Genomic DNA, 17,690 nt, shown 5'->3' on the forward strand with positions numbered 1-17,690 from the left:
ACATCAACTCGCTGATCGAACTGGTTTAGTGGGGGATTTGATGGATATTCCGGTGGAGCTCATACTGTCCGCGGTCGGCCTCGTGGTGGCCTCGGCGGCGTTCGTCCGCGAATTCGTCCTGGTCGGGCGGCGTCGACTGGGGTACCGCTTCCAGATGGATACGCCGGTGACAGGCGAGACGGACACCGCGTCGCTGGTCGGCGCCTTGGCCAATCTGAGCACCCCGGAAGCCGGTGGGCCGCAGTTGGACCTGTCCAAACTGTCGGTCGTGCTGGTCCGCATCGAGAACAGCGGCACGCTCGCCATCGACCCCGACGACTACACGATGAGTGGAACCGATCCACGTGTTGGACTTCATGTCACGTTCCCCGGCCGTGAGGTCATCGGTCTGGCGGTGACCGAGCTGGACGGGCCGCTCTCCGACAATCTCGGCCCCGGATCGGGGATCGGCAAGCGGGCCAGAGGCGAGGGCGAGAACTTCGTCGGCATCATCGACCTGCCGAAGGTGCAGCTCGAACGGCGCCAGCACTACAAGATTCTCGCGGTGCTCAAGCGGGTGCACGGTGACGGTGAGCCGGCGGAACCGGTGCTGACCGGGCGCGTCAAGCGGGGCAAGGTCGTCGAGACCACGAGTCACTCCGGCCCGTCGAAGAAACTGATGGCGCTGTCCGGGTTCCTCGTCGCGTTGATCGCGGTGCAAGCGGTGCTCGCTCTGCAACCGGACCCGCCACCGCGTGACTGCGCCGAGGGGGATCTCACGCTGGTCGGGTCCACCGCGATGGCGCCGATGATTCGCACGGCCGCGCAGAACTACGCAAAGACCTGCACCGGAGCGAAATTCACCTTCGACTTCGCGGGAACCTCCGACGGGCTCGTCAAGCTGGTCCAAACAGGCCCGACGCAGGGGATGCTCGCGATCAGTGACGGTCCCAAGGGCAACGGCTTCGACAAGCTGGTCGAGTATCAATTGGCTCTCAGTTCCTTCTCGATCGTGACCCACCCGGGTGTCGGGCTGCCGAATCTCACGACGCAGCAGGTCCGCGATCTGTACCGGGGAAACATCAAGAACTGGAACCAGATCGGTGGGCCCGATCAACCGGTGGTGCTGATCGACCGGGAGGCGGGCTCGGGCACCCGAACGGCGCTCGAGAACCGGTTGCTCGAAGGTAACCGAAAGGTTTTCCCGTTCATCCCGTGCGCCGGAAGACCCTCCGGGGGCGAACAATGCGAGGTCAAGACCACCGAAGGGGTGGCATCGTTCGTCGCCCGGACCCCGGGCGCGGTGGGCTACATGGAGACTTCGGCGGTCAGCGATGAGGTGAAACTCGTCGCGCTGGACGGGGTCAGCGCCTCGGAGGACACCATGAAGGCCCGGACGTATCCGCTCACGGTGGTGGAGTATGCCGACACGCATGAGCAGGTGGCCGGTGATTCGCTCGCGGCTCAGTTCATCGACTACCTGATGCACGGTCAGGGCAGGGCCACTATTCGGGAGTTCGGCAATATTCCGTGCCTGGATTCAGTTGGACAGGCAATCTGTACGCCGTAGACCACCTCTGACCGCGTAATCTCCTGCCGTGGTAGGGAATCGAAATAGAACATTTCCAGCAACACGCTGGTTTACTCTGCGGTAGCGGGGTACGTTCCTTGACGGCCCCTCTGTTCAGGCGGGCACCCGAAACGGTGCGCATCGCGTCTGGCCAGGCCAACCATGCCCCATGGACGGCGGTGAAGCTCTCGTCTCCACCTCCGCCGAGGCGGCCATCTCTTGTTCGCGCAAGTGTTGCGAGGTTGCGTCCCTGGAAGGAAGGTCATGAGTACAGACACGTCGGCAATGTCGCCGATCGGTTTGTCCGCGTCCGATCTCTATTCGATCGATCACCACGGTGGTCCACTGCGGATCGCCATGGTTGTTCCACCGTATTTCGACGTTCCACCCAAGGCCTACGGCGGCGTCGAGGCCGTAGTCGCCGATCTGGTCGACTCACTGTGTGAGCGCGGCCATCACGTCACCCTGTTCGGTGCGGGCGTAGACGGCACCGAAGCGAATTTCGTCCCACTGTGGGACCGGATCCAGCCCGAACGGCTGGGCGACCCGTTCCCGGAGATCGTGCACGCGCTGCGGGTGCGCCGCGCCATCGAGCGGCTGGCCGATACCGAAGGCATCGACCTGGTCCACGACCACACGTTCGCAGGCCCGCTGAACGCGCCCGCCTACGCCAATCTCGGGTTGCCGACGGTGGTCACCGTGCACGGCCCGGTGCAGGACGACTGCTACCGCTATTACAAGGAACTGGGCCAGGAGTGTTCGCTGGTCGCGATCAGTGACCGTCAGCGCGCGCTGGCGCCCGATCTGCCGTGGGCGGGCCGGGTCCACAACGCGCTGCGCCCCGATCAGTGGCCGTTCGAGACCGAGAAGCAGGATTACGCGCTGTTCCTCGGCCGTTTCAGCGACGACAAGGGCCCGCATCTGGCGCTCGACGCCGCCCACGCCGTCGGCATGCCGCTGATCCTGGCGGGCAAGTGCAGTGAGCCGCCGGAGAAGGCCTACTTCGAGGAGTTCGTGCGACCGCGGATGACCGATCAGGATCAGATGTTCGGTCTCGCCGACGCGGCCGCCAAGCGTAAGCTGCTCTCCGGAGCTAAGTGTCTGCTGTTCCCCATTCGATGGGAGGAGCCGTTCGGCATGGTGATGATCGAGGCGATGATCTGCGGAACACCGGTGGTCGCGCTGCGCGGCGGTGCGGTGAGCGAAGTGGTGGTCGACGGGGTGACCGGGCGGATCTGTGACGATCCGGCCGAGCTGCCCGCCGCCATCGCCGAAGTCCAGACCTACGATCCGGCGGTCTGCCGTAAGCACGTGGTCGACAACTTCAGCGCCGACACCCTCGGCCGCGGCTACGAGCAGGTGTACCGGGAGCTGCTCGCCCGCACCACGATCGGGTACGACACCGCGTATGCGATGCCGATGCCCATCGGGGTGGCGGCCAACGGGCGCGCATGAGCACCGACAGCGCCTCGGCGCCGAGCCCCTTCAACGCGGGGGAACCCGCGGGGCTCGGTGGCGGTGGCGGCAACATCACCCTTGTCGAAGGCGGCACGTTCTGCCTGTCCGACCGGCTCGGCGATATCGAGCCGGGCAAGCCGCAGGGCCTGTTCTTCCGTGACGCCCGGGTGATTTCGCGCTGGGAGCTGATGATCGACGGCAAACGGCCCGAGGCGCTGTCGGTGTTGAGCCCGGAGGCCTTCGCGGCACGGTTCGTGCTGCGCAGGCCGCCGCAACAGGGTCGGGCCGACAGCACCCTGCTCGTGGTGCGCGATCGGCTCGTCGCCGAGGGCATGCACGAGCTGATCACGCTGGAGAACATGAGCCGCGAGGCGACAGCGGTGGTGCTCGAACTGCACGTCGACGCCGATTTCGTCGACTTGTTCGCGGTGAAGGAAGGCCGTACCCACGGGCGCCGGGCGGAGATGACCACCACCGACGGTGAGCTGCTGCTGCACGACCGCGCCGATCTGTCGCGTGGGCTCGCGCTCACCTCGACCGTCGAGCCGATGGTGTTGCCCGGAACCATGATCTGGCGGGTCGTGGTCCCGGCGGGCGGGCGCTGGCAGACCGAGATCACCGCCCAGCCCGCAGGCGCCGCGCAACGCCCGCAGACCGCGGGAACACCGGGCGAGCGTTATCGGGCCAGCGAGCCCGTGCGCAAGATCCAGGCCTGGCGAGCCACCGCCACCGATATCTCCGCCGATTCGGGGCTGCTCAACCAGATCCTGCGGCGCACCGAAAGCGATCTGGGCGCCTTGCAGATCCACACCGATTCGGGCACCAACCGGCCCTTCGTGGCGGCGGGCGCACCGTGGTTCATGACGCTGTTCGGCCGGGACTCGCTGCTCACGGCGTGGATGTCGCTGCCGCTGGAAACCGATCTGGCACTGGGTACTTTGCAGCAGCTGGCCGAATTGCAGGGCCAGACGATCGACCCTCTCGTCGAGGAGGAGCCGGGCCGGATCATGCACGAGATGCGGCGCGGGCCCTCGGTCGGGCAGGTGCTGGGCGGGCAGATCTATTACGGAACCGTCGACGCCACACCGCTTTTCGTGATGCTGCTCGCCGAATGTCTGCGGTGGGGCGCGGATCCGGCGTCGATCGCCACCCTGCTGCCCGCGGCCGACGCCGCGATCAGCTGGATCACCGATTTCGGTGACCGCGACGACGACGGTTTCGTCGAGTACGTGCGCGCCACCGATCGCGGCCTGATCAATCAGGGCTGGAAGGACAGTTTCGACGGAATCAACGACGCCGCAGGACATATCTCCGAGGCCCCGATCGCGCTGGCCGAGGTCCAGGGATATGTGTACGCGGCGTTCCTGGCCCGTGCGGAGCTCGCCGACCAGTTCGACGACCCGGAGCTGGCCGTGCGGATGCGGGAGCGGGCCGACGAGTTGCGGACCAAGTTCGCCGAACAGTTCTGGCTACCCCATTACGGGTGGTACGCGGTGGCCTTGGACGGCCGCAAACGGCAGGTCGACGCGTTGACCAGCAATGCGGCGCACTGTCTGTGGTCGGGCATCGCGACCGACGAGCACGCCGAGATCCTGATCCGGAATCTGTCCCGGGCGGAGATGGATTCGGGCTTCGGGTTGCGGACATTGGCTTCCGATATGGGCGCCTACAACCCGATGAGTTACCACTGCGGGTCGATCTGGCCGCACGACACGGCGATCGCTGTCGCCGGGTTGATGCGATACCAGCATGTGCCGGGCGCGGTGGAACTGGCGACGAAGCTGTCGGGTGGTCTGCTCGATGCCGCCGCGGCGTTCGACGGCCGGTTGCCCGAGCTGTTCTGTGGTTTCCCGCGTGCGAGATTCGCCGCGCCCGTGCCGTATCCGACGTCGTGTTCGCCACAGGCCTGGGCCAGTGCGGCGCCGTTGCTGCTGGTTCGGTCGTTCCTCGGGCTCGATCCCGATGTGCCGGCCAAGACCTTGACGTTGCGGCCGCAGGTGCCCCCGGCCTGGGGGTGCGTGCGGATGTCGGAGTTCCGGCTCGGCGACGGGGTGACCGTGGATCTCGAGGTGTGTGGCTCGGCGGTGACCGTGACGGGCTTGCCCGAGGGCTGGGCTCTGATCACCGACGAGGAGTAGACCGCAGAATCGGGGCCGCGACGAGCGATGGTCGCGGCCCCGATTGCTGTGTTTCAGCCCTCGAACGGGTAGCGGGCGTCGAGATCGAGGTTGAGTTCGACGACGTTCACCCGTGGCTCGCCGAGGAATCCGAGCGTGCGCCCGTCGGTGTGCGCGGCGAGGAGTTCGCGCACCTGTGCGGCGGTGATGCCGCGCGCCTTCGCGACCCGCTCGACCTGGATGGCCGCGTACTCGGGGGAGATGTGCGGGTCGACTCCGCTGCCGCTCGCGGTGACCGCGTCGGCGGGGACGGCGGCCTCGGCCGGTGCGTCACCGAGGATCGGGATGATCCGGCCGACGGAGTAGTCCTCGCCCTCCGTCGCGCACTCCACCGCGACACCGCGGAACGTGGGTAGGAACGGTCGCGCGGGGCAGAGTTCGTTGACGCTGACCACCTGCACCGGCCGCGACACATCGCCGTCGGCGTCGCGCGGCCCGATCACCGAGAGCACCGCGCCCACACCGTCTTTCGTGCAGAACTGTCGGGCCCCGTCGACCCCCTCACGGTCGCCGACCTCCTTCGAGCGCGCGCACACGGTGGTGAGCAGACCGGTGCGGTCGGCGGTGTCGACGATGTCCTCCGGGCCGAGATTGCTCGCGGCGGTGGACAGCGGGTCGTAGCCGTCGCCTGCGACCGAGGGGCGGCTCTGGAAATACTGCGTCATCGCCTTGCCCTCGGCATCGGTGAAGGACTGCCCGATCAGGCTGGAGCCCACCAGCTTTCCGTCGCGCTCGAGGAGCGAGCCTTCGGCGTTCTCGTCGAGTCCCGGCAGGTGAGCGATCGCGAAAACGGCGACGGGATAGACGATTCCGGTGATCACGGTCAGCACGAGCAGGGCGCGTAGCGCGGCCAGGTGCTGCCGGATCCAGGTCGACATGCGCATTTCAGGCCATCCCGGGGAGAAGTTGGACGAGGAGGTCGATGAGCTTGATTCCGACGAACGGCGCGATGATGCCGCCGAGGCCGTAGATCGTCAGGTTGCGGCTCAACAGCGCCGAGGCATTGCTCGCCCGATAGTTCACACCGCGCAGCGCCAGCGGGATGAGCGCCACGATGACGATCGCGTTGAAGATGACCGCGGACAGGATCGCCGACTGCGGGCTGGCCAGGCGCATGATGTTGAGTGCGTCCAGGCCGGGGAACAGTGCCACGAACAGCGCGGGAATGATCGCGAAGTACTTGGCGATGTCGTTGGCGATGGAGAACGTGGTGAGCGCGCCGCGGGTGATCAGCAACTGCTTGCCGATCTCCACGATCTCGATCAACTTGGTCGGGTCGGAGTCCAGATCGACCATGTTGCCCGCCTCTTTGGCGGCCGAGGTGCCGGTGTTCATGGCCACGCCCACGTCGGCCTGGGCGAGCGCGGGGGCGTCGTTGGTGCCGTCGCCGGTCATCGCGACCAGGCGGCCGCCGTCCTGTTCGGACTTGATCAGGGCGAGTTTGTCCTGCGGCGTGGCTTCGGCGAGGAAGTCGTCCACGCCCGCCTCCTCGGCGATCGCCTTGGCGGTCAACGGGTTGTCGCCGGTGATCATCACGGTGCGGATGCCCATGCGGCGCATCTCGTCGAAGCGTTCCCGCATGCCGTGTTTGACGACGTCTTTGAGGTGGATCACCCCGAGCAGTCGTGGTGTGCCGTCGCGGAGTTCACCGACCATCAGCGGGGTGCCACCGGAGGTGGAGACGCCGTCGACGATCGCGGCCGCCTCGCTCGGAATCGAACCGCCCTGGGCGCGAACCCATTCGGTGACAGCGCCGGCCGCGCCCTTGCGCAGTTGGTGCCCGTCGGCGAGGTCGACACCGGACATGCGGGTCTGTGCGGTGAACTCGACCCACGTCGCGCCCGGCAGTTCCCCCGCGCTGCGTTCACGCTTGTCGAACACCTCCTTGGCGAACACGACGATCGAGCGGCCCTCCGGTGTTTCGTCGGCCAGGCTCGACAGCTGCGCCGCGTCGGCCAGTTCGTCGTCGAGAACGCCGGGCACCGGGATGAATTCGGCGGCTTGCCGATTGCCGAGGGTGATGGTGCCGGTCTTGTCGAGCAGCAGGGTGTTCACATCGCCCGCCGCTTCGACCGCACGACCGGACATGGCCAGCACATTGCGCTGCACGAGACGGTCCATCCCGGCGATGCCGATGGCCGACAGCAGCGCGCCGATGGTGGTCGGGATGAGGCAGACCAGCAGCGAGACCATCACGATGCCGGTGATGCCGTGCGCGTCCAGCGCCGAAGTATCCGACACACCGGGGTTGTTCGACTTGGCGAAGATCGCCAGTGGTTGCAGGGTCGCCACCGCGAACACGAAGATGATCGTGAGCGCGGCCAGCAGGATGTTGAGCGCGATCTCGTTGGGTGTCTTCTGCCTGTTCGCGCCCTCGACGAGTGCGATCATCTTGTCGATGAAGCTGGCGCCCGGCTCCTGGGTGATCTCGACGACGATCCGGTCCGAGAGCACCGTGGTGCCGCCGGTGACCGCGCAGCGATCGCCGCCGGATTCGCGGATCACCGGCGCGGACTCACCGGTGATGGCCGATTCGTCGACGGACGCGATGCCTTCGACGACGTCACCGTCACCGGGGACGACCTGACCGGCCTCCACGACCACGAAGTCGCCGCGCCGCAGTTCCGTCGCGGCGACGCGCTCTTCGATGATCCGGCCGCCGGGGGTCCAGTCCGCCAGCCGACGAGCGACGGTGTCGGTCTTGGCTTGTCGCAGCGTGTCGGCCTGGGCTTTGCCGCGCCCTTCGGCGACGGCCTCGGCCAGATTGGCGAACACGACGGTGAGCCACAGCCAGACGACGATGGCCCAGGCGAAGAAGGTCGGGTCGCCGATCGCCAGGATCGTCGACCACACCGCGCCGATCTCCACGATCAGCATGACCGGGTTCTTCCACAGGGTGCGTGGGTCGAGCTTGCGGACCGCGTCGGGAAGTGAGGTGAGCAGCAGCTTCGGGTCGAGGACGCCCTTGCGTACGCCCTTGGTCCGCGGTGCGACCGTGGATTGGATGGTGGGAGTTGTCATTTCAGTGGAGTCCTTCGGCGAGCGGCCCGAGCGCGAGAGCGGGCAGGAAGGTGAGCGCGACCAGGATCACCGTCACGCCGACGACCATGCCGACGAACTGCGGCCGGTGCGTCGGCAGCGTGCCGATCGACGCGGGAGTGGTGCCCTGGCTTGCCAGCGATCCGGCCAGTGCCAGCACGAAGATGATCGGCAGGAACCGCCCGAACACCATCGCCAGACCGAGCGCGGTGTTGAACCACTCGGTGTTGCCGGTGAGACCGGCGAAGGCGGAACCGTTGTTGTTGGCCGCGGAGGTGAAGGCGTACAGCACTTCCGAGAGTCCGTGTGGGCCGCTGTTGAGCATGCTCGCCCGTTGGCCGGGCAGTGCCATCGCGACGGACGTGCCGATCAGCACGATCAGCGGGCTCACCAGGAAATAGGAAGCGGCCAGCTTGATTTCGCGCGGGGTGATCTTCTTGCCGAGGTACTCGGGCGTGCGACCGACCATCAGGCCGGCCACGAACACCGTGATCACCGCGAGGATCAGCATGCCGTAGAGGCCGGAGCCGACGCCGCCGGGCGCCACCTCGCCCAGCTGCATGTTGAACATCGTCATCATGCCGCCGAGGCTGGTGTAGGAATCGTGGAACGAGTTCACCGCGCCGGTGGAGGTGAGGGTGGTCGCGCCGGCGAAGGTCGCCGAATCGGCTACGCCGAAACGGGTTTCCACGCCTTCCATCGACGCGCCGATCGCGGTCGGCACCGTGCCGTGGGCTCGCAGCTGGAAGAAGTTGGTCAGCGTGATGCTGGTCAGGGCGATCGTTCCCATCACCGCCACGATCGCGTAGCCCTGCTTGGTGCTGCCGACCATCCGTCCGAACGTGCGCGGCAACGAGAACGCGATCACCAGGAGCAGGAAGATCTCCAGGAAGTTCGTCCACGTGCTCGCGTTCTCGAACGGGTGCGCGGAGTTGGCGTTGTAGAACCCGCCACCGTTGGTGCCCAGCTCCTTGATGACCTCCTGGCTCGCGACCGGACCACCGGTCAGGGTCTGCTGCGCGCCGCCGACGGTCTGCGCGAGCTGATCGTGCAGGTGGAAGTTCTGGATGACGCCACCGGCGACCAGCACGATCGCGAAGACGAACGCGATCGGCAGCAGGATGCGCAGGGTGCCGCGCACCAGGTCGACCCAGAAGTTGCCCAGCTCACCGGTGTGGCGGCGGGCGAAACCGCGCACCAGGGCCACCGCCACCGCCATGCCGACGGCCGCGGAGACGAAATTCTGCACCGCCAGACCGGCCATCTGCACCAGGTGCCCCTGGGTGGATTCGCCGGAGTAGTTCTGCCAGTTGGTGTTGGTGACGAAGCTGACCGCGGTGTTCCACGCCAGCGCCGGGGTCATCTCGGTGCCGGGATCGTTCAGATGCAGCGGCAACGCGCCCTGGACCAGCTGGAAGAAGAACAGGAACAGGATGCCCACGGCCGAGAACGCCAGCACACTGCGGGCGTAGATCGGCCAGGTCTGCTCGACCTCGGGTTTCGCGCCGATGGCGCGGTAGATCAGCCGCTCGACGCGAGAGTGCTTGTCGGCGTTGTACACCCGGAACATGTAGTCGCCGAGCGGTACGTGCACCAGGGCCAGCGTGATCACCAGGGCCGCCACGAAGGCGATCCCCGCGGTTGTCGTGTTCACCTAGAACCTCTCGGGGAAGAGCAACGCCGCGACCATGAAGACGGCGACGAGAACGGCCAGGACCAGACCGACAAGGTTCGCGATCACAGCTTCTCCACCCCCCGCTGGATCAAGCCCAGTAGCGCGAAGATCGCCACGGTGAGCACCGTGAACACCACGACAGACATTTCCAACCTCCTCGACGCTCCGAGGTGAAGCGCCGAGGTGAGTGAAACGCCGATTTCGGGCTCGGCGCGGTTTCCTTACGACTCCTTAGCGCCCGACGGCGCCGCCTTTGCGGAATGTTGACGCGCGAGGGGCGTGCGGATGCCGTCAAAGCGGGGCCGATAGCCGTCAACACTCCGTAAAGATCGAGATCAGGTGAATTCCGGCGCGGTAGACAGTGGTGTACCGGCAGGCGAAGGGCGCTGTCGGACCCAGTTCGCGGAAAGTGAGATCGCGGTGTCTGTTGTGACCCTTGCGGTGATCGGAGGTTTCGTCGGATCGCTGCTGTTGATCCGGGTGCTCGGTGGGCGCAGCAGCGCGCACGCGCCGATGGTGAGCGTCGGTGTGTTGCCGGTGCGCCCACCGGTTGCGGCGCGTCGGCACGCGATGATGGACCGGTGAAACGCGGACAACTGCGCATCTACCTCGGTGCGGCGCCGGGCGTGGGCAAGACCTACGCCATGCTCGGCGAAGCGCATCGGCGGTCCGAACGCGGCCGTGATGTGGTCGCGGCCGTCGTGGAGACGCACGGGCGCAAGAAGACCGCCGAACTCCTGGACGGCATCGAGCGCATTCCGCCCAAGACGGTCTCCTATCGAGGGACCGAGCTGCCCGAACTCGATGTCGACGCGGTGCTCACGCGCAAGCCCGCGGTGGTGCTGGTCGACGAACTGGCGCATACGAACGCGCCGGGCAGCGTGCACGAGAAGCGCTGGCAGGACGTGGAGCAACTCCTGGCCGCGGGTATCGACGTGATCTCCACGGTGAACGTGCAGCACCTCGAGAGCCTCAACGATGTGGTCGCCCAGATCACCGGTATCGAGCAGCGCGAGACGGTGCCCGATGCCGTGGTGCGCGGCGCCGATCAGGTGGAACTGGTCGATCTGACACCGGAAGCGTTGCGGCGCAGGCTTTCCCACGGCAATGTCTACGCCGCCGACAAGGTCGACGCGGCGCTGCGCAACTACTTCCGGCCCGGCAATCTCACCGCGCTGCGTGAACTCGCGCTGCTGTGGCTGGCCGACCAGGTGGACGCGGCGCTGGCCCGGTACCGGGCCGACCACAAGATCACCGAGCTGTGGGAGGCGCGCGAACGCGTCGTCGTCGCGGTCACCGGTGGTCCCGAGTCGGAGACGGTGGTGCGCCGGGCCGGGCGGATCGCGTCCAAGTCCAGTGCCGATCTGGTCGTGCTCCACGTGGTGCGTGGTGACGGGCTGGTCGGGATATCGACCGAGCGGATGACCAAGCTACGCGATCTCGCCGCCGGTCTCGGCGCCTCGCTGCACACGGTGACCGGCGACGACGTGCCGTCCGCACTGCTCGATTTCGCGCGCGAGGTGAACGCCACCCAGTTGGTGCTCGGCACCTCGCGACGCTCGCGCTGGGCGCGGATGCTCGACGAGGGCATCGGATCGGCCGTGGTGCAGCGCTCGGGCAAGATCGATGTGCACATGGTGACCCACGAGGAGGCCAATCGCGGGGTGCGCAGGCAGTGGCTACGTCCCAGGCGGCCGGTCAGCGCGTGGCTCGCGGCCGTGGTCGTGCCGGTCCTGGTGAGCGTGATCTGCGGGGTGTTCCTCGACGGGTGGTTGCAGCTGGGCGGGCTCAGCGCGATGTTCTTCGTCGGGGTGGTCGCGGTCGCGCTGTTCGGCGGTGTCGTCCCCGCCGGTTTGTCGGCGTTGCTCTCGGGGTTGCTGCTGAACTGGTACTTCACCGACCCGCGCTTCAGCTTCACCATCGCCGAGCCGGACAACTTCGTCACCGTGGTCGTGCTGCTCATCGTCGCGGTGGCCGTGGCGGCGCTGGTCGACGTCGCGGCCAAGCGAACAGTGCAGGCGCGCAAGGCATCTCGGGAAGCGGAGCTGCTGACGATGTTCGCCGGATCCGTGCTGCACGGCGCCGACCTGCCCAACCTGCTCGAGCAGGTTCGCGAAACCTATGGCCAGCGGGCGGTGAGCGTGCGGTGCGGAGATCAGATCGTCGCCGCGGTCGGCGCCGAGCCGCCGACGCGACCGTCCGAAGCCGAGACCGTGATCGAAGCGGGTGACGCGCAGAGCCACTTGCTGCTGGCCGGGCGGGCGATCGACTCCTCGGATCGGCCGGTGCTCAACGCCGTCGCCAACCAGGCGGTCGGGCTGGTGCGTCAGGCCAGGCTGGCGGAGGAAGCCAGTGCGGCGGCGGCGCTCTTGGAAGCCGACCGGCTGCGCCGCGCGCTGCTGTCGGCGGTCAGCCACGACCTGCGCACGCCGTTGGCGGGGGCGAAAGCGGCCGTGTCCAGCCTGCGCAGCGACGACATCGAATTCTCGGCCGAGGACACCGGTGAACTGCTGGAAGCGATCGAGGAGTCCGTCGACCAGTTGACCGCGCTGGTCGGCAATCTGCTCGACTCCTCACGACTGGCGGTCGGGGTCGTCACGCCGCAGTTGCGGCAGGTGTACATGGACGAGGCGGCGCATCGCGCGCTGGTGAGCGTCGGCATGGGCACCCGTGGGCTGCGCCGGGCGGCGATGGAACGGGTGAAGGTCGAGGTCGGTGAGGTTTCCGTGCTCGCCGACAGCGGCCTGCTCGAACGCGTGCTGGCCAATCTGATCGACAACGCCCTTCGGCATTCGGGTAGCGAGTCGCCCGTACGGGTCACCGCCGAACACGACGGCGATCGGGTGTCGATCGCCGTCGTCGACAGCGGCCCCGGCGTCCCGTCGGGCACCGAGGAGCAACTGTTCGAACCCTTCCAACGCCTCGGCGACCGCGACAACACCACCGGCGTCGGCCTCGGCCTGTCAGTCGTCCGCGGCTTCGTCGAAGCGATGAGCGGCACCGTCCACGCCGAGCCGACCCCAGGCGGTGGTCTGACGATGCTCGTCGACCTACCGTCCGGCACACCCGCAGCGGTGCCAGAAGTCGACTCCCGAGGAAAGTGAGCACATGGGTAACTCATCGGGGACGGGCGAACCAGTCGACGCGCAGGACAGTCGGCCGCCGACGCTGCGTGACGACGCGCGTGAGTCCGGCTCGAAGACGCGGGGAGGCGGGACAGTCAAGGTGCTGGTGGTCGATGACGAGCCGCAGATCGTGCGTGCTCTGCGGATCAACCTGTCGGTGCGCGGGTACGAGGTGATCACCGCGGGCAACGGGGCCGCCGCCCTGCGCGCCGCTGCCGAGAAGCATCCCGACGTCGTCATTCTCGATCTGGGCCTGCCGGATCTGGACGGGATCGAAGTGCTGGCCGGGTTGCGCGGGTGGACCTCCGCGCCGGTGATCGTGCTCTCGGCGCGGACGGATTCGGCCGACAAGGTCGAGGCGCTCGACGCGGGCGCCGACGACTATGTCACCAAACCGTTCGGGATGGACGAACTGCTGGCTCGGCTGCGGGCCGCGGTTCGGCGCGGGGCCAGCGCGACCGACGCCGTCGATCCGGTGGTGGTCACCGACTCGTTCACCGTCGACCTCGTCGCCAAGAAGGTCACCAAGCAGGGTGTGCCGGTGCACCTGACGCCCACCGAGTGGGGCATGCTCGAGATGCTGGTGCGCAATCGCGGAAAGCTGGTGGGGCGCAAGGAATTACTGCGTGAGGTGTGGGGGCCCGCCTATGCGACCGAGACCCACTACCTGCGCGTCTACCTCGCGCAGTTGCGGCGCAAACTCGAGGACGATCCGGCCAACCCGCGCCATCTGCTCACCGAGGCGGGGATGGGTTACCGCTTCCAGGAATGAGCGTGCGCCCGGTCACGTGCCCGGAATGCCGGGAGTGGCGGTGACGTTCCCAGGCGTGGATCGTCCTCGAGCGAATGGCAGGATCTAGGCATGGCTGAGCAGACCGCACCCGTGACCAACGCCCCCACCGAACTGTGGGTCGAGCGCACCGGAACCCGTGCCTACACCGGGCGCAGTAACCGTGGCGCGGAGGTCTTGATCGCCTCCCAGGGTGTCCCCGGCGCCTTCACGCCCGGTGAGCTGCTCAAGATCGCGCTGGCCGGGTGCACCGGGCTCAGTTCGGACCTGCCGTTGTCACGTCGCCTCGGCGACGAGTTCGACGCCACCATCCGCGTCTCCGGCGATGCCGACCGGGAGAACGAGCTCTACCCGCAGCTCGACGAGGTCCTCGAACTGGATCTGTCCGAACTCGACGAGGCCGCTCGCGAACGACTACTGGTCACCGTGCAGCGTGCTGTCGACAAGGTGTGCACCGTGGGCCGCACGCTCAAAGCGGGCACGAAGGTGACGTTGACCTTCAACATCGACGCATGAGCGAGGAGCCGGTTCGGCTGAGCGCGTGGGTGCACGGCTACGTGCAGGGCGTGGGTTTCCGATGGTGGACGCGGTCGCGCGCACTGGAACTCGGCCTCGTCGGCTACGCGCGCAACCACCGCGACGGTCGCGTCCACGTTGTCGCCGAAGGGTCACGAACGGCGGGCGAGAAATTGCTGGAACTGCTACGGTCCGGCGAAGCGCCCGATAGCTCTCGAGCCATCGGGCACGCGACACATGGTCTGTCCGGGCGTGCTCCTGGGCGGGTAGACCTGGTTGTGGAAAGCTGGGAGCCCGCGCGGGGCGACATGACCGGATTCGAGGAGCGCTAGTGGTGACTTCGGGGGCTAGGGGGCGGCAGCGGTGAGCACACAGAACCCCGGACCGCCCGATCGACCGGAACAACCCTCGAACGGCGAGCCGGGCAGGTCCCCGTGGACGCCACCCGATCCCGGCGCGGGATGGTCCGCACCGGAGGGGAGTTCGACACCGTCCGAACCCGACGCAGGGTCGACGCCGCCCGCTTTCGGCGCCGGCGGGCATCCCGTCGGCCAGTCGCGACCCGGCCGGATGGCGCGGCAGGAACCCGGCGTCACCCAGCCGCGTCCGCCGACCGTCGGCGAGGCGCGCGCCAGGGACAAGGCCCGCAGGCAAGCCGAAGAGGCCGAGCGCGCGGCGGCCGCGGCGGCGGAGGAGAAGCGGCGCAACCGCAAACGCGTGATGATCGGCGGTGTCGCCATCGTGGGCGTCGCCGCGCTCGTCGGCGGCGGCTACCTCGCCTACCGGGCGATCACCGCACCCGACCAGGTGACGGCCTCGTGCGTGCAGATCGACCAGAACGGGCAGGAAGTCGTTGTCCCCGACGACAAGTGCGGCGACGGCAAGTCCAATTTCCGCAGCGAGGGCTCCGGTGGCGCCGGACTGCTGATTCTGGGATGGCCGCAGTACCGCTACCACTACGGCGGCACACCGACGATCGGCAAGCCACCGACGGGCGGCACCTCGGTGAAACCCCGTAATGCCCAGATCACGACCAAGAGCGGCACCACGGTGCAGCGCGGCGGACTCGGCAGCAAGTCGACCGGCGGGAGTGGGTCGTAGATGCGGCGTACCAAGAGCACGCCACGCCGGGACTGGCAGCAGATCGTCGAAAAGCAGGGCCTCGTCTACGGTGCGCCGGGGCGCGATGCCAGCGGTCAGCCACGGCCGTACTGGGACGAGTCGGTGCACTACGAGTTCTCGATGGACGAGATCCTCGCGCTGGAAGCCGATGTGGAACTGCTCCAGTCGATGTGCCTGCACGCGGTCGAACACGTGGTACTCACCGAACGTTTCGCCGATTTCGGTCTGCCGGAATGGACGTGGGCCCCGATCGCTGAATCATGGCGTCGCAGTGACCCTTACGTGTACGGTCGCTTCGATCTGCGCTATGACGCGCGCCGCCCGGCCAAGCTGCTCGAATACAACGCCGACACTCCGACCTCGTTGCTCGAGGCCGCGATCATCCAGTGGCACTGGCTCCAGCAGGTGCATCCCGGTGGCGACCAATGGAATTCGCTGCACGAGAAGCTGGTGGAGCGCTGGACCGAACTGCGCGGCGTGCTGCCCGGCACCGAACTGCACTTCACCTGGTCGGGCGCCGACGCGACCGGCGAGGACAACGTCACCACCGCCTACATGCAGGAGACGGCGGCCGAAGCCGGTTTCGACACCGTCGCGCTGCCGATCGAGGAAGTCGGTTTCGACACCGAGCTGAACCGGTTCGTCGATCTGGCCGAGGCGCCGATCGAGGCGATCTTCAAGCTGTATCCGTGGGAGTGGATCCTCGACGACGACTTCGGCAAGCGCGTGGTCGGCAGCCTGCCCGCGACCGCGTGGGTCGAGCCGCTGTGGACCACGTTGCTGAGCAACAAGGCGATCCTGGCGATCCTGTGGGAGATGTATCCCGGTCATCCCAATCTGCTGCCCGCCTACCTCGACGACCCGCACGAGCTCACCGAATACATTCGCAAACCCAAGCTCGGCCGCGAGGGCGCGAACATGACCATCGTCGGCCCCGGCATGGAAACCGCGACCGGCGGCGTCTACGGCGCCGAGGGTTTCGTCTACCAATTGCTCGACCCGCTACCGGAATTCGACGGAATGCGGCCGGTGCTCGGCGCCTGGGTCGTGGGTGACACCGCGGCGGGGCTCGGCATCCGGGAGACCGCCGGCCTGATCACCGATGACGGTGCCGCGTTCGTGCCGCACCGCATCGTCGACTGACACCTGACCTCACAACATTGTTCGAAAGGACCACGATGACCGCCCTCGCCCTGGAATCGGGTTATTGGAGTGCGCTCGGTGAAGGCGTCGGCGCCATCATCCTGTACTGCCTGATCGGCCTCGCGCTGATGCTCATCGGCTTCTTCGCCATCGACCTGACCACGCCGGGCAAGCTGCGCGACCTGGTGGTCGCGGGCAAGCCGAACGCGCTCATCGTCTCGGCGGCCGGAATGATCAGCATGGCGTTCATCGTCGTGTTCGCGGTGCTGGCCACCGGCGGCAGCGGCAAGCTGTCGGAAGGGCTGATCGCGGCGATCGTGTACGGCCTGGTCGGCATCATCGCGCAGGTGATCTCGGTGCGGGTGATCGAGAAGGTCACCGGCATCGACATCGGCCGCACCCTGCACGCCGAGACCTACACCCCCGAGGTCCTCGTCGTCGCCGCCGCGCACTTCGCGCTGGGTCTCGTGGTGGCCTTCGCCATCCTCTGAGCGAGTGTGAGCGGTTGACATCGCACTGTGGAGGGTGGACGCTGGAAACCAGCACTCCACCGTGGATGTGACCGAGAGGACGTCGGCATGGATATCACCCCGGGTACGCGCGCGTCCGACGCCGAACGCAACGCGATCGTCGCCCAGCTGGGCACGCATCTGGCCGACGGCAGGCTCGACCTGGGCGAATACGATCTGCGCGTGGCCAAGGTCTACGCGACCACCACGCGTGACGAACTCGCCGTCGTCCTGTCCGACCTGCCCGAGCTGACGAAACAGCAGCAAGCGGCCGCACCGGTCGAACGCAAGCCCGGGACGCGCTTTCCGATCTGGCAGCGCATCGAGGCGGGCAGCTGGCTCGGCGTCAGCGTGATCGTGCTGGTCATCTGGGGTCTGATCTCGCTCACCGCGGGCGAGCTCACCTACTTCTGGCCGATGTGGGTGATCGGCCCGTGGGGCGCGGTCCTGGTCTTCCGCGTGATCACCGGCTGGGAAGCGAGCCCTGGTACCGCAACCCATATCCGTCAGCTGCAGAAGCAGATGAAGCACATCAACCCGCACTGACCGCAAACCTGCCGCTACGTCCGCTAGGCTTTCGCGAGCAC

Annotated in this window: 16 protein-coding genes; 12 read left to right on the forward strand and 4 right to left on the reverse strand. The window is 67.3% G+C overall.

Annotation, left to right across the window (positions count from 1 at the left end; genetic code table 11):
- Nucleotides 1–52 precede the first annotated feature (52 nt).
- The 3 genes from ACFVJ5_RS18045 (at nucleotide 53) to ACFVJ5_RS18055 (ending at nucleotide 5,145) form a co-directional block, all read left to right on the forward strand.
- A complete protein-coding gene (locus ACFVJ5_RS18045; protein WP_379221394.1) occupies nucleotides 53–1,549 on the forward strand; it encodes a PstS family phosphate ABC transporter substrate-binding protein in 1,497 nt (498 codons plus the stop codon).
- A 285-nt stretch (nucleotides 1,550–1,834) separates the two neighbouring features.
- Nucleotides 1,835–3,004 carry a glycosyltransferase family 4 protein gene (locus ACFVJ5_RS18050; protein ID WP_379221902.1) on the forward strand — a complete coding sequence of 390 codons (1,170 nt, stop codon included), beginning with the start codon at nucleotides 1,835–1,837 and terminating at the stop codon, nucleotides 3,002–3,004.
- Nucleotides 3,001–5,145, forward strand: a complete 2,145-nt coding sequence (locus tag ACFVJ5_RS18055; RefSeq protein WP_379221396.1) for a glycogen debranching N-terminal domain-containing protein — start codon at nucleotides 3,001–3,003, stop codon at nucleotides 5,143–5,145. Before ACFVJ5_RS18050 ends, ACFVJ5_RS18055 begins: the two co-directional genes overlap by 4 nt.
- A gap of 53 nt (nucleotides 5,146–5,198) precedes the next feature.
- Here ACFVJ5_RS18055 and ACFVJ5_RS18060 read toward each other — a convergent pair whose 3' ends face one another.
- The 4 genes from ACFVJ5_RS18060 to ACFVJ5_RS18075 all read right to left on the reverse strand — a co-directional run bounded on the left by ACFVJ5_RS18060 (nucleotide 5,199) and on the right by ACFVJ5_RS18075 (nucleotide 10,044).
- Nucleotides 5,199–6,068, reverse strand: coding sequence for a potassium-transporting ATPase subunit C (locus ACFVJ5_RS18060; RefSeq protein WP_379221398.1), 870 nt, complete (start codon nucleotides 6,066–6,068; stop codon nucleotides 5,199–5,201).
- A 1-nt stretch (nucleotide 6,069) separates the two neighbouring features.
- A complete protein-coding gene (gene kdpB / locus ACFVJ5_RS18065) occupies nucleotides 6,070–8,205 on the reverse strand; it encodes a potassium-transporting ATPase subunit KdpB (protein ID WP_379221400.1) in 2,136 nt (711 codons plus the stop codon).
- 1 nt (nucleotide 8,206) lies between these two features.
- Nucleotides 8,207–9,877, reverse strand: coding sequence for a potassium-transporting ATPase subunit KdpA (gene kdpA, locus ACFVJ5_RS18070; protein ID WP_378704997.1), 1,671 nt, complete (start codon nucleotides 9,875–9,877; stop codon nucleotides 8,207–8,209).
- 83 nt (nucleotides 9,878–9,960) lie between these two features.
- Nucleotides 9,961–10,044 carry a potassium-transporting ATPase gene (locus ACFVJ5_RS18075; RefSeq protein ID WP_067449012.1) on the reverse strand — a complete coding sequence of 28 codons (84 nt, stop codon included), beginning with the start codon at nucleotides 10,042–10,044 and terminating at the stop codon, nucleotides 9,961–9,963.
- Between the two features lie 274 nt (nucleotides 10,045–10,318).
- On the opposite strand from ACFVJ5_RS18075, the gene ACFVJ5_RS18080 reads away from it, so the two are divergent.
- From ACFVJ5_RS18080 to ACFVJ5_RS18120, 9 genes are all read left to right on the forward strand, one after another.
- Nucleotides 10,319–10,483: a hypothetical protein gene (locus tag ACFVJ5_RS18080; protein WP_379221402.1), complete on the forward strand. Its 165-nt coding sequence runs from the start codon at nucleotides 10,319–10,321 to the stop codon at nucleotides 10,481–10,483.
- Complete coding sequence (locus tag ACFVJ5_RS18085; RefSeq protein ID WP_379221404.1) at nucleotides 10,480–13,002, forward strand: ATP-binding protein; 2,523 nt, start codon at nucleotides 10,480–10,482, stop codon at nucleotides 13,000–13,002. Before ACFVJ5_RS18080 ends, ACFVJ5_RS18085 begins: the two co-directional genes overlap by 4 nt.
- Nucleotides 13,003–13,123: 121 nt before the next feature.
- Nucleotides 13,124–13,795 (forward strand): response regulator, encoded by a 672-nt coding sequence (locus ACFVJ5_RS18090; protein ID WP_379221904.1) that lies wholly within the window; start codon nucleotides 13,124–13,126, stop codon nucleotides 13,793–13,795.
- Nucleotides 13,796–13,885: 90 nt separating this feature from the next.
- Nucleotides 13,886–14,329 carry an OsmC family protein gene (locus tag ACFVJ5_RS18095; RefSeq protein WP_056811880.1) on the forward strand — a complete coding sequence of 148 codons (444 nt, stop codon included), beginning with the start codon at nucleotides 13,886–13,888 and terminating at the stop codon, nucleotides 14,327–14,329.
- The gene (locus ACFVJ5_RS18100; RefSeq protein ID WP_379221406.1) at nucleotides 14,326–14,661 is read left to right on the forward strand and encodes an acylphosphatase; all 336 of its coding nucleotides are present in this window, start codon (nucleotides 14,326–14,328) and stop codon (nucleotides 14,659–14,661) included. Before ACFVJ5_RS18095 ends, ACFVJ5_RS18100 begins: the two co-directional genes overlap by 4 nt.
- Nucleotides 14,662–14,692: 31 nt before the next feature.
- Nucleotides 14,693–15,430 (forward strand): hypothetical protein, encoded by a 738-nt coding sequence (locus ACFVJ5_RS18105; RefSeq protein WP_379221408.1) that lies wholly within the window; start codon nucleotides 14,693–14,695, stop codon nucleotides 15,428–15,430.
- Nucleotides 15,431–16,594: a glutathionylspermidine synthase family protein gene (locus ACFVJ5_RS18110; RefSeq protein WP_379221410.1), complete on the forward strand. Its 1,164-nt coding sequence runs from the start codon at nucleotides 15,431–15,433 to the stop codon at nucleotides 16,592–16,594.
- A 35-nt stretch (nucleotides 16,595–16,629) separates the two neighbouring features.
- Nucleotides 16,630–17,085, forward strand: coding sequence for a DUF350 domain-containing protein (locus tag ACFVJ5_RS18115; RefSeq protein WP_379221412.1), 456 nt, complete (start codon nucleotides 16,630–16,632; stop codon nucleotides 17,083–17,085).
- Nucleotides 17,086–17,172: 87 nt separating this feature from the next.
- Nucleotides 17,173–17,649 carry a DUF1707 domain-containing protein gene (locus ACFVJ5_RS18120; protein ID WP_379221414.1) on the forward strand — a complete coding sequence of 159 codons (477 nt, stop codon included), beginning with the start codon at nucleotides 17,173–17,175 and terminating at the stop codon, nucleotides 17,647–17,649.
- Nucleotides 17,650–17,690: the final 41 nt, after the last annotated feature.

The organism is Nocardia sp. NPDC127606, assembly GCF_042671725.1.
Lineage (GTDB): Bacteria > Actinomycetota > Actinomycetes > Mycobacteriales > Mycobacteriaceae > Nocardia.